The following is an 11,815-nucleotide window of genomic DNA, read 5'->3' on the forward strand; positions in this document are numbered from 1 at the left end:
TTTGGCGTATTTTTTATTTTCGTAATACCCGGTCCCGACTGCGCTAATTACTCCAAGACCGCCTTCTTTGCTAACGTTTCCGGCAAGTCTGTCCCAGCTGATACCAAGTCCCATTCCGCCTTGTACGATAGGATATTTTATAGTGTGTTTTCCAATTTTTAACGGATTCATTATTTCACCTTTACTTTGGCAAACTTTCTTTTGCCTATTTGTAATATGTATTCTTTTCCGCTTTCGAGCATTAAATTCTGGTCACTGATTTTTTCCTGATTTACTCTTACGGCTCCACCTTTTATGTGACGTCTTGCTTCGCTTTTTGAGTTTGCAAGTTTAGTTTCTACTAAAGCATCCACTATATTCATAGGTTCAATTTCAAATGTTTCTATATTATCTGGAATTTGTCCCTGTTTATGGACTTTATCAAAATGTTCTTTTGCTTTGATGCCGGCTCCTTTTCCGTGAAATCTGTCAACTATTTCAATAGCCAGCATCTCTTTTGCTATTTTTGGATTTAAGCCTTCTTTTACTTTTTGTTTAAGCTCTTCAATCTCCTTAATGGATTTTTCGCTTAGTAATTCATACCAATCCCACATTAATTCATCGGAAATTGATAAAACTTTTGCAAAAATAGTATTTGGGTCTTCCGTTATTCCTATGTAATTGCCAAGAGATTTACTCATTTTGTTAATACCGTCAAGTCCTACAAGCAGCGGCATCATAATAACACTTTGCTGTTTTCCTACATTATATACGTTTTGAAGGTGTCTTCCCATTAAAAGGTTAAATTTTTGGTCCGTTCCTCCTATTTCTATATCGCTTTTTAAAGCCACGCTGTCATAACCCTGTAAAAGAGGATAAATAAATTCACTAATGGCTATTGGGGTTTGGCTTTTGAATCTTTTTTCAAAATCGTCTCTTTCTAGCATTCTGGCTACCGTGTAGGTTGTTGTAAGTTCTACTATTCCAGCGGCTCCAAGAGCGTTTAGCCACTCGGAATTAAAGACTACGTCGGTTAATTCTTTGTCAAGAATTTTAAAAACCTGGTCTTTATATGTTTGTGCATTTTTTTGAACTTCTTCGGGAGTCAGCATTTTGCGGGTTGCGCTTTTTCCTGTTGGGTCACCGATTTGTGCGGTGAAATCACCGATTAAAAACTGAACCCTCGCTCCGTATTTCTGAAAAGTTTTTAGTTTTTGTAGAAGTACCGTATGTCCTAAATGCAAGTCAGGAGCTGTAGGGTCAAACCCGGCTTTTATTGTGAACCTCTCTCCTGTATGTAAAAAGCGGTTTACCAGTTTTTCAATGTTTTCTAGACCGATTATTTCGGCGCTTCCTCTTTGAAGTTCCGCCATTGCTTCTTTAAGTTTTGGGTGTTTTTCAAATTCTTTATCCATTATAAGCATCCTTTTTTGGTATGAATTCAATTATTTTATACTCTTTTTGAATTTTATTTTTAATGTTTTCATAAATTTTTTCATTAAATTCAATTTCCATTTTACAGTTGTTTGAATCTTTTCCCAGCTCTATTGAGTGGATAAAAATATCCATTTTTGTTAAAAAGCTGATAAATTTGCTAAGCTCCCCTTTTTTATTGGGAAGTCTTACTACTAAAAAAAATCTGTTTTGAGCATTTTGAGTCCATTCGACGAATACCGCTTTTTGCAGTTTATTCTCCGCATTATTACAAAATCTATGATGAATTTCAACTTCTTTTTTATCTAAAAGACCTAATATTTTATCTCCGTATTTAGGGTGACAGCAATAATGAAAACTTATATCGTGTATAGGTTTATTGCTTAAAATTTTAATGTTTCCAAATTCATATTCTTTAAGTTTAATATTTTTAAAATAAAGAATATTTCTTTTTTTTAAAGTTGTATATATTTTTTTAATAACATCTTTTAAAAAGTTTTTATCATCCACGATTTTTGGAATGGAATCGCATAAATTATTGGCTTTTATAACGGCTCTTAATTTATAAGAGTCCAAATCGAAAATACCTTCTAAAATAGCAATAGCCAGTTTTCTGTTTATCTCTTTTTCTTTTGCTCGACAGAGTCTTTTTTGTTCGTATTTTGCTTTACTTGTTTTTAGAGCATCTATCCATGTACATCTTGGAATCTCTTTTTCTCCTGTTTCTATTCTTACTATATCTCCGGTTTTCAGCTGATGAAGGAGAGAAACTTTTTCTTTATTTACATAAGCCGTAACGGCTTTATTTCCAACATCGGTATGAATAGCGTAAGCAAAATCAAGAGCCGTAGCTCCAAGGGGTAAAGTAAAGGTGTCAAATTTTGGTGAGTATACGACTATATCTTCGCTAAAGAGGTCGTTTTTGGCAAGTTCGTAAAAATCTTCTATATTTTCGTCAAATTTCATATCTTCAAGCCATTTTGTATTTGGCATAGCCGTATTTAATTTATATTTCCAGTGGGCCGCTATTCCAAATTCCGCGTTTTTATCCATATCAAACGTTCTTATCTGGACTTCTATAATAGAGTTTTTATTATAAACGGTTGTATGAATGGTCTGATATCCGTTTTCTTTTGGGATGGCTATATAGTCTTTAAATCTGCTGATTAAGGGTCTGAAATTTAGATGAACAAGTCCAAGGGCTTTGTAACATTCTATCGGTTTTTTTACTATTATTCTAACAGCAAGCAGGTCAAGGACCTCTTCAATCGATATTCCTTTTCTCTGCATTTTTAGAAAAATAGAATAATAATGTTTTATTCTGCTTTTTATTTCAAATTCATTTTCTTTAAATCCGTTTTTTAACAAAAGGTTTTCTATTTTTTGAATAAAATCGTTAAGTTTTAACTGAAATTTTTCTTTATTGGCTTTAATGTATTCGTCTATTTTTTTATATTCTTCTGGAAGTAAATATTTAAAAGCCAAATCTTCTAAAATATTTTTAAGGGTGGCTATTCCTAATCTGTGAGCTATGGGGGTATAAACTACAAGAGTCTCTTCAGCTATTCTTTTTTGTTTTTTAGGAGGTAAAGCATCAAGCGTTAGCATATTGTGAAGTCTGTCGCATAGTTTAATAACAAGGACTCTTATATCCCGTATGGAACTTATAAGCATTTTTCTAAACGTTAAAGCCGATTTTGCAAGTTTTTCGTTAGAAGTTGAAGGTACTAAAGAGTGGTCTCTTATTTCTACTATTTTGGTAAGTCCTTCTACGAGATTTGCAACTTCTTTGCCGAATTCGTCTTTTATATAATATATTGTATAGGGAGTGTCTTCAACCACGTCATGTAAAATAGCGGCGGTTATTACGTCTTCGTTTTCATTAAAATAGCTTGTAATGGTTGCTACTAAGATAGGGTGGATTACATAATCTTCCCCGCTTTTTCTTTTTTGGCCATGATGGGCTTTTATCGCAAATTCAAGTGCTTTTCTTATTTTATGGGTATCGGTTTTTGATAACAGGAGAGAAGAAGCCTCTTCAACGGTTTTTGTTTTTTCTATTTTTTTTATTAATTTTAAGAAATCTTCTCTCAAATTTCTTTAACCTTAATTAAACCTTCAGCGATTTCCATAATAGCTATTTCGGTTAATTGCATATTTTTCTTTGGTAAATCTATTAGAGGTTTTGCTCCGTTTAAAAGTTCGTTTACTCTTTTTGCAACGGCTTGACTTAAAAGATATCTGTCATAATTTACTCTCTCAAGGGCTTTTGCGTTTATTTGTTCTATTCTCATGGTTCTCCTTTTTATTTTACTATGGAATATTTGGCATCCGGGTCGTTTTTAAGTATTTTAAGTAAATTACCTTTTTTAAACATATTGCATACTATAATAGGCAGTTTGTTCTCTTTTGCCAGGGCTATAGCCGTATCGTCCATAACCTTGATATTGTCTTTTAGTGCATCTTCGTATGAAAGTTCTTTTAATAATTTTGCATCTGGATATTTGTTAGGGTCTTTATCATAAATGCCGTCTACTTTCGTTGCTTTTATAATTGCACTAGCACCTATTTCGCTGGCTCTTAAAACTCCCGCGGTATCGGTTGTAAAAAACGGATTACCCGTACCTGCGGCAAATATTACGACTCTTCCTTTTTCAAGGTGTCTTATAGCGCGTCTTACAATAAAGTTTTCGGCTATTTCCTCCATTTTTATAGCACTTTGGACTCTTACCTGAAGACCGTCGTTTTCAAGGGCTTCTTGCATAGCCACAGCGTTTATTACTGTTGCTAGCATGCCCATATAATCCCCGCTTGTACGTTTTATGATTCCGTCTTTAGCGGCACTTACACCTCTTATGAAGTTTCCGCCGCCTATTACGACCGCTACCTCAAATCCTTCGTCTATTACCGATTTTATTTCATCTGCAAGATATTTCAAAACCTTTGTATCGATACCAAATCCGTCTTCACCGGCTAAGGCTTCGCCAGAAAATTTGATTAATATTCTGTTTTCTTTTCTTTTCATTTAAGCCCTTTTTAAAATGATATTTTACCAAAATTATTTAATAGAAATTACTTTTAAAGGGTTAATAGGTTTTTCTTTATATGTAACTTCAAATTCTAAAGCGTCTTCAACCCGTGCTATTATTTGTCCTCTTTTTACATATTTTCCTTTTTTTAAAAGAGGAGATACTTTGGATAAATTGGCGTATATGCTGAAAATATTGTTTTTGTGTTTTATAACTATAATATTTTTACCCGAACTTTTTCCTATATACACTATTTTCCCCGGAAGTATGCTTCTGACTACCGAATTTTTTTTATAAGGTTTTATCGTAATAGAATCGTTGTATATTTTTATCTTATAAATAGGGTCTATGTAACTTCCGAATTTTTTTACGACTCTTCCTCTAAGAGGGGCTACTGTTTTCATTCCTCTGTATATTTTTGTAGGTATTTTTGCTATTTTTTCTTGTTGTTTTCTTTTTCTGATTATTAAGAGTTCTTTTAATTTGTTTTGGAGATTTTGCTGTTTTTTTATCATTGTATAAAGTTTTCTTTTATATTCTTTTTTTTGTTTTTTTAACTCTGCTATTTCCTGTTTTCTCTTTTTAAGCAATTTAAGCAGTTTTTGTTTTTTGTTTTTTAATGTTTCTTTTCGGTTTTCAATTGTTTTTATTTTATAAGATATGGTATTAATCTCTTTTTTTAGATTTTCTTTAGAAGATAATAGATTTTCTATTTTTTCAGAATATTGTTGAAGTATCTTTTTATTTAATTCATTATATATTAAATCGTTAATATTATCTATTTCCTGAGAAGAGATGTAATAATTTGTAGATAAAAAATCGTTTATTTCATCTTGTATAATTTTTAATCTTTTTTCATGACCTTTTTTTAAATCCTTAAATTCGCTTAAAATCTGATTGGAATTTTTTAGTGATACTTCAAGTTTTTTTATTTCTTTGTTTAATGTTTTGATTTTATCATTAAGTTTTTTTAATGTCTGTTCTTTTTGGGCAATTTTTTTTGCTAGTTGGTCAAGTTTATCGTTCATTTTTGAAATAACGGTTTTTGTTTGAGAGAGTTCTTTTTTTATATTGTTAACTCCGCTTAATAGAAAAATAGGAATTAATAAAAAGGCTAACTTTTTAATCATTTTTGAGAAATCACCACCATTATCGAGGATATAACAGCTATAGATAAGGAGATTAAAGCTAAAAATAAAAACTCTTTTATATAGTCTATTGTAAAATTAATATTGAGTTCTTGAATTATTTGGGTAAAAAGAGAAGAATTTGTTACGTAATATATAATACCAAAAGTAATTAAAAGAGATATTACAGAATCAAAAAGGGCTATTTTAAATAAAGCCGCTCCCCTTAACCAAAAAGGAGCTCCGAAAAGTTCCATGATATACATTCTTTCATTGTGTAACAGTTTCCATACTTCTAACTGTTTTAAAATAAGCAAAAATCCTAAAATTCCTGTAATTCCCATAAATGTTTTAGTAATAATGTTTAAAAGCATCAATAAGTTGTATATTTTTGTCTGAGAACTTGAATGGGTTAAAATTCTTTTGATATAGGGTTTTTGCTTTAATTTTTCTTTTAGTCTGTTTATCTCTTTTGGACTTAACATTTTGGAAAGTTTTAGTTTATAAAAATAAGGAAAATTTATTTTTTTAAAATCTATATTTTTAAATTTTTTTCTTAAATTGTTTATTTGCCCTTTAATGCTTATGGGTTCTATTGATGAAATTTCTTTAATATTTAAAGATTCTATTTTAGAAGTTGAAACTATTACGATAGAGTAATTGTTTACGATACTTTTTTCATATTCTTTTAATATTTTGTTAAAGGCTCTGAATAAAAATATACTGATAAGAATAGATATAAGCGCTAATATAAGCGTTATATGGCTTTTAAAATAATTCAACGCTTTCCTTTTTCTCTGCTTTTTGGAATTTTAGCATATTTATTCGGTATTGCCGCAGTTATTATTTCTCCTATGGTGATTATGTACGGAGAAGTGAGGGCATTTAACTCTTTAGTAAGAAGTATCGCGGGAGCATTTGTAGGAAATAACGTTGATAAATCGGCAAGCGATTTTTTTTCTTTCTTTATAAAAGATGTACTAAAATACGGACTTGCTGAATATAAAGACGGTAAGTTAGTTGCTAGTGATGCTGAAAAATTTATAAAAGGTTGGGAGCTTGCTAAAGGAAGTAGAATGGAGAGATTATTTATCGGAGGCGCAAGAGCTGACGTTGCCTTTAATCCTCTTACCGGCGAAGCTCTGACAAACGTAGATTCTTCTCAGTTCTATAAAAATGGTAGACAACTTAGAAGTCAGTTAGCTGATGGTGTAGCCGAGTTTATTGATGGTGCAAAAGAATTGGGCGGATTACTTACAATGGGTGGAGTAGGAACTTGGGTTGGGAAAAAAATTATGGATAAATTATCACCTCATTTTCCTAATAAAGTAAACAATCCAGTTAAAAATAGCTCCCACAACACCAATAATCACACCAAGAGTTATACCAGCAAAAATGCCTCCCATGGTCAAATCCTTTCAAAAAATACTAGCGGCGGTTTATATAATTCAAGCCATAAACCGTCTATATTTGATAAAACTAAAGATATTATAAATGAGACAACGGAAAAAGTCAAGAGTTTTGCAACAGAAAGTTTGGAAGTAGCAAAAGACTCCGGGAAAAAAGCATTAAAAGTTGCTTCAAAAGCGGCACCGGCAGCTGGAGTTGCTGAAATTGTTCTTATTCGTTATAATTGTATAGTTTAACTATACAAAAAAGGGATAAATTATGCTTAATGTAGTTGATTTAAGAAATAGGGGAGTAAAAGCGATTGAAGAGGAGATTAATGCAAACGGTACAGCTATTTTAAGTTATAGGGGCAAACCGAAATATGTCATTATAGAGGTAAATGAGTATGAAAGATTGAGAGATTTAGAGCTTATGTGGGCTTATCTTAAAGCAGAAGAAGATATTGCAAAAGGTAATGTAGAAATTGTAAAAACCGATGAAGAACTTGAAAATCATCTAAATGAATTAAAAAATTCAATTAGAGATTGATAATGTATGAGTTGATATTTCCTGAAAACTATAAGAGAATTGAGAAAAAATTTTTTAAAAAACATTCAGAGTTATTAAGCAGATATGAGAAAATTCTAAGATTATTAAAATCAAATCCATTTCATCCGTCTTTAAGATTGCATAACCTTAATCCACCATTGGAAAAATTTCATAGTGTTAGTTTAACGATGAAATATCGGATAATAATTGATTTTGTTGTAAAGGGCAATAAGATAATTTTTATTAATATTGCCATACACGATAAGGCTTATAAAAAGTAGATGAGGATTTGATTAATAAATTTTTAAAAAATTTTAAGACATTTCGTAAATATATCCTTTTTCTATATGTAACTGTCTGTATTTTACATTAAATTCGTTAGGTAATGAATGAGAAGCTATTATAACAGTGATTCCCATTTTATTAGCCATGGTAAAAAGGTCCATAACAAGAGAGGCTGAATATTCGTCCAGACCGCTTATAGGTTCGTCTGCCAATATCATAACGGGATTGTGAATAATAGCTCTGGCTATTGCCGCTCTTTGTTGTTCCCCTCCGCTAAGCTCCGCCGGAAATTTGTCAGCTTTGTGAGATAGTTTAACTTTTTTTAACAATTCAAGTGCTTTTTGTTCCGCTGTTGTTTTTTCAATTCCAGTTATTAACAGGGGAAGCATAACGTTTTTTAAAATATTCCATTCCGGAATAAGTTTGTAATCCTGAAAAACGATACCGAGGTGTCTTCTAAGAAGGGCTAGTTTTGATTTTGAGATATTATTTACTTCAAATCCCCCTATGTTTAGTATTCCTTTAGGTTTTACCTCTCCATACATTGCTTTTATAAGAGTTGTTTTACCGCTGCCGCTGACTCCTGTTAAAAAAACAAAATCCCCGCTGTTTATGGAAAATGTGGAATCATGTATTATAGGTTGGGAATTATAGGAGATATACAAATTTTTAGCCACTACGAGTTTAGCCATTAAACAGCCTTTTAAGTTCTAAATGGGCAAGATAATTTTCTTTTATTGGAGCTGGAGCTTTAAAATATTCCGGTTTATCTTTATTTAATATATATAAATGCTCCGGTCTGTTAAAATTACCTAATGTTAATCTTATAAGTTCTCTGTTTTCGTCTATTTTAAAAACCTTTTCTATATGAATTACAAAATTGTTATAAATCTTTGGTTTAAAATCGAGATTTTTAAGTTTTTTTTCAAAAGTAAAATCAAAATTTTCTTTTAACTCTTCTGAAATTTCATGGTTTATCATATAAATATCATAAATATCTTTATCAAGTTTTTTCCATCTGTCTTCATATTTGCTCGATATTACGTAAGGGATGTTTTTTTTGATTCTTATATCTATTTTATTATAATCCAAAAACAGGTTAAGCGAATAGTTAAAGTATTTTACACTGTCCGTTCTTAAGTGTAAAAAAGCGTCTTTTTTTAATGTTCTTATGCATTCGTTTATGAAATCTTTATTCATAACTCTTCTGTGTGGTTTTTTATCCCATGGAACCGGAAAATGTACGTATATTGCTTCAAGATTGTTTGAGGGGATTTTACTTAAAATTATTCTTGCGTCGTGATTTAATATTCTTACATTTGATATTTTTTCGTGTTCCAGTCTTTTTAAGACCTGTTCTATAGAAGGTTTGTGTATTTCTATTCCCAAAATGATTTTATCGGGATTTTCTTTTGCTAAATGAATTAAATGTCTTCCGCTTCCAAATCCTACTTCTACGATATCGATGCCGCTTAAGTCGTCTTCTATATTTAAAAGATTTTTATTGGGAAGTTTTTCTTTAATTCCGCGTATGTTTTCAAAAATTATTTTTGCGTTTTGTAATTTTATAATTGCTTCATAAGCTTTTTTGATTTCGCTTATTATAGGTCTGGTGATTTTATCATATTTTATAAGGTAAGTTCCGTCTTCTTTAGGCTGGAGTTTTATTAGAAATTTTGAAATAGGAGTTTTTACCCCTATTAAATTTTCCGCTTGAAATAAGAATTCCACATCATCCACTTTTACAGGATAATTTATTTTTTCAAATCTGTCTATTACTATATGGGGCATTTATCCTCCTATTTCTACTTTTGCTGGCTCTTTTGAAATAAGTCCGTATTTATCCACTTCATATATATAATATGTATATCTTTTTTTAGGGGTTATAGTGTCTTGAAAAGAGTTTTTATTTACAACAAATTTTTTTTGTGATTTTTTAAAGACCCCTTCTTTTTCCTCTTTTATAATAAGATATTTCGCCGCTCTGTTATCCGGTGAGGTGAAAACGAATTCGACTTTGTTTTGGAAAAGATTTGTAGACACTATTGGGGTTGTTGGTTTTGGTAACGTTTGTCCCATAACGGCTGGGGTTTCATCTAATAAAGATTCGGTATTGTGAGGGGATACAGCTGTTACTTTATAATATCTTTTAGCTCCGTCCTCTTTTAAATAATCGGTAAATTCTGTTTTGGTAACTTTTTTATAAAAATTAAAAGGTCCGTTTGCAAAATCGCTAGTATAAATTTTATAATATTTTGCATTTTGAACCGGGCTCCATGTAAGTTTTATCTGTTTTGGAAGGTTTATTGTTGCTTTTATATTCAAAACTATCGGAGGTTTTGGATAGGTTGAAACAACAATATTTTTGGAAGGGAGAGATTTTATTCTGTCATAACTTATTGCGAATATTCTGTATTTATAAATTTTTCCGTCTTGAAGACCTTTGTCTATATATTCAACTTCCATTCTGTGATTTAATGTGGCTATTTCTTCCCATTTCGCTTTTTCGTCATTAAATCTTTCTATAATATATTTTACGACTCTTTCGTTTGGATGAGGTCTGAAAACTATTTTAACGATACCTTTTGTAAGAGGTTTGGCTTCTAGAGGTATAACGAGCATCATAGGGGGAAGTGTTTTTTGAGTTGTCTCAATTGCTAAAGACGGAATATTGTTTTTAAAAGTTGCAATTCTATATTTATATGTTGTATTTGGTTTTAATTTTTTGTCTATATAAATAGATTTAAACGGGTCTTTTATAGTTGCTAATTGAATCCATTTTTTATTTTTTTCATTATATCTTTGAATATAATAGCCTTCGATATTATTTACAGGTGACCAGAAAAGCGCCATGGCGTTTCTGTCAGGATATGCTTTAAATTCACTCACTTTTGGTAAATTTGGATTTGATTTGGGAGCAGGCTTATTTACCGCACAACCCGTTATTAGCATTAAAATAGTCGCTGAGATTATCAATCTTTTCATCTTTAATTCCTTTTGGCATATATTTTTTAAAATCTTCAAATATTGGTGCTATTATACTAAGTTTTTTTCCGTTTGGATGAGTTAAGTAAATTTCTCTGGCATGCAACATAACTCTTGGGATGTTTTGATTTTTTTTGCCATACGTGGTATCTCCTATAATATATCTTCCGAGTTTTGTTAAATGTACCCTTATTTGATGGGTGCGTCCCGTAAATAGCTTTGCCGCGGTTAAATTTTCTTTAATAGGAACGAATAGGGTTATCGCTTCTTTTCCATTTGGTACGATACCCATTTTAAGTCTGTTTTTAGGATTTCTTCCAATAGGAGCATTTATGCATTTTGTTTCTTTTAACGGTTCGTTTAATATCATAAGATAATGTCTTCCCATGGTTTTGTCTTTTAATTGATTGCTTAAAAATTCATGGGTCTTATTGTTTTTTGCAATAACTAACGCCCCGCTTGTTTCTTTATCTATTCTGTGTACTATTCCAAATCTTTCTTCTCCTGCAAGAGTTGATAGAGAATAACCTTTTTGTTTTAACCAGTCCACGAGTGTGGCTTCTTTATAACTTGGGGCAGGGTGGACTACTATTCCAGGAGGTTTATTTATTACGAGTAAATCATCGTCTTCATATATTATAGGAATATCAAAATCCGCTTTTTTGGTTTCTTTTTCTTCTTTTGGAGGTAATAAAATTTTTATTTTATCATTTGGCTTTATTTTAATTCCACCTTTAGAAACTTGTTTTTCGTTAACTTTAACATATCCTTTTTTTATAAGGTTTTCTATTTGATTTCTTGATACGTTTAGTTTTTGAGTTAAAAACTTATCTAATCTGTTTTCTTCTGTTGCTGTTATTTCCACATTTTTATCCTTTTTTTAAAATTTTTCCAAATTTTTCCAAAATTTTCAAGAAAACACTTGACATAAGGAAGGAAATTTAATATACTTTCAATCCCAAAACGGGAAGGGCACTTGGAAGAGTGCGAGATGATTGAGAACTTAGATATAAGTATTATACACCTAAGAGGGGCTAA

At 31.0% G+C, this 11,815-nt stretch carries 13 protein-coding genes; 2 read left to right on the plus strand and 11 right to left on the minus strand.

All coding sequences use genetic code 11. The annotated features are described in order from the left end of the window. The 7 genes from ACXJH6_RS02995 to ACXJH6_RS03025 all read right to left on the minus strand — a co-directional run. Window positions 1-171: nitronate monooxygenase (locus ACXJH6_RS02995; protein WP_456470301.1), on the minus strand; the 171-nt coding region annotated here is incomplete at its 3' end. Further along, window positions 171-1,394 (minus strand): tyrosine--tRNA ligase, encoded by a 1,224-nt coding sequence (gene tyrS, locus ACXJH6_RS03000; protein ID WP_456470289.1) that lies wholly within the window; start codon window positions 1,392-1,394, stop codon window positions 171-173. The genes tyrS and ACXJH6_RS02995, both read right to left, overlap by 1 nt. Beyond that, a complete protein-coding gene (locus ACXJH6_RS03005) occupies window positions 1,387-3,507 on the minus strand; it encodes a RelA/SpoT family protein (RefSeq protein WP_456470290.1) in 2,121 nt (706 codons plus the stop codon). Before ACXJH6_RS03005 ends, tyrS begins: the two co-directional genes overlap by 8 nt. Beyond that, window positions 3,504-3,707 carry a DNA-directed RNA polymerase subunit omega gene (locus ACXJH6_RS03010; protein ID WP_456470291.1) on the minus strand — a complete coding sequence of 68 codons (204 nt, stop codon included), beginning with the start codon at window positions 3,705-3,707 and terminating at the stop codon, window positions 3,504-3,506. The genes ACXJH6_RS03005 and ACXJH6_RS03010 overlap by 4 nt, the downstream gene beginning before the upstream one ends. 11 nt (window positions 3,708-3,718) lie before the next feature. Further along, a complete protein-coding gene (gene pyrH, locus ACXJH6_RS03015) occupies window positions 3,719-4,438 on the minus strand; it encodes a UMP kinase (protein WP_456470292.1) in 720 nt (239 codons plus the stop codon). A gap of 33 nt (window positions 4,439-4,471) precedes the next feature. After that, entirely contained in the window at window positions 4,472-5,572 is a 1,101-nt protein-coding gene (locus ACXJH6_RS03020; RefSeq protein WP_456470293.1) for a murein hydrolase activator EnvC family protein, read from the minus strand. Next, entirely contained in the window at window positions 5,569-6,351 is a 783-nt protein-coding gene (locus ACXJH6_RS03025; protein ID WP_456470294.1) for a hypothetical protein, read from the minus strand. The genes ACXJH6_RS03020 and ACXJH6_RS03025 overlap by 4 nt, the downstream gene beginning before the upstream one ends. Here ACXJH6_RS03025 and ACXJH6_RS03030 point away from each other — a divergent pair. Both ACXJH6_RS03030 and ACXJH6_RS03035 read left to right on the plus strand, forming a co-directional pair. Further along, complete coding sequence (locus tag ACXJH6_RS03030) at window positions 6,331-7,215, plus strand: hypothetical protein (RefSeq protein WP_456470295.1); 885 nt, start codon at window positions 6,331-6,333, stop codon at window positions 7,213-7,215. The two genes, ACXJH6_RS03025 and ACXJH6_RS03030, sit on opposite strands and share 21 nt — an antisense overlap. Window positions 7,216-7,237: 22 nt before the next feature. After that, entirely contained in the window at window positions 7,238-7,507 is a 270-nt protein-coding gene (locus tag ACXJH6_RS03035; protein WP_456470296.1) for a hypothetical protein, read from the plus strand. Between the two features lie 314 nt (window positions 7,508-7,821). On the opposite strand, the gene ACXJH6_RS03040 is transcribed toward ACXJH6_RS03035, so the two are convergent. From ACXJH6_RS03040 to ACXJH6_RS03055, 4 genes are read right to left on the minus strand one after another with little or no spacing between them, the layout of a single operon-like run. Next, entirely contained in the window at window positions 7,822-8,484 is a 663-nt protein-coding gene (locus ACXJH6_RS03040; RefSeq protein ID WP_456470297.1) for a cell division ATP-binding protein FtsE, read from the minus strand. Further along, window positions 8,477-9,583, minus strand: a complete 1,107-nt coding sequence (gene trmB, locus ACXJH6_RS03045; RefSeq protein ID WP_456470298.1) for a tRNA (guanosine(46)-N7)-methyltransferase TrmB — start codon at window positions 9,581-9,583, stop codon at window positions 8,477-8,479. The genes ACXJH6_RS03040 and trmB overlap by 8 nt, the downstream gene beginning before the upstream one ends. Beyond that, window positions 9,584-10,777, minus strand: a complete 1,194-nt coding sequence (locus ACXJH6_RS03050) for a hypothetical protein (protein ID WP_456470299.1) — start codon at window positions 10,775-10,777, stop codon at window positions 9,584-9,586. After that, window positions 10,716-11,642: an RluA family pseudouridine synthase gene (locus ACXJH6_RS03055; protein ID WP_456470300.1), complete on the minus strand. Its 927-nt coding sequence runs from the start codon at window positions 11,640-11,642 to the stop codon at window positions 10,716-10,718. The genes ACXJH6_RS03050 and ACXJH6_RS03055 overlap by 62 nt, the downstream gene beginning before the upstream one ends. Window positions 11,643-11,815: the final 173 nt, after the last annotated feature.

The sequence above is a fragment of the Caminibacter sp. genome (genome assembly GCF_053999135.1).

Bases quoted from the DNA above. Each gene is read 5' to 3' on its own strand.
- tyrS (WP_456470289.1), bottom strand. From the start codon at position 1,394: ATGGATAAAGAATTTGAAAAACACCCAAAACTTAAAGAAGCAATGGCG.
- ACXJH6_RS03010 (WP_456470291.1), bottom strand. From the start codon at position 3,707: ATGAGAATAGAACAAATAAACGCAAAAGCCCTTGAGAGAGTAAATTAT.
- pyrH (WP_456470292.1), bottom strand. From the start codon at position 4,438: ATGAAAAGAAAAGAAAACAGAATATTAATCAAATTTTCTGGCGAAGCC.
- ACXJH6_RS03020 (WP_456470293.1), bottom strand. From the start codon at position 5,572: ATGATTAAAAAGTTAGCCTTTTTATTAATTCCTATTTTTCTATTAAGC.
- ACXJH6_RS03030 (WP_456470295.1), top strand. From the start codon at position 6,331: ATGGCTTTTAAAATAATTCAACGCTTTCCTTTTTCTCTGCTTTTTGGA.
- ACXJH6_RS03035 (WP_456470296.1), top strand. From the start codon at position 7,238: ATGCTTAATGTAGTTGATTTAAGAAATAGGGGAGTAAAAGCGATTGAA.
- ACXJH6_RS03040 (WP_456470297.1), bottom strand. From the start codon at position 8,484: ATGGCTAAACTCGTAGTGGCTAAAAATTTGTATATCTCCTATAATTCC.
- trmB (WP_456470298.1), bottom strand. From the start codon at position 9,583: ATGCCCCATATAGTAATAGACAGATTTGAAAAAATAAATTATCCTGTA.
- ACXJH6_RS03050 (WP_456470299.1), bottom strand. From the start codon at position 10,777: ATGAAAAGATTGATAATCTCAGCGACTATTTTAATGCTAATAACGGGT.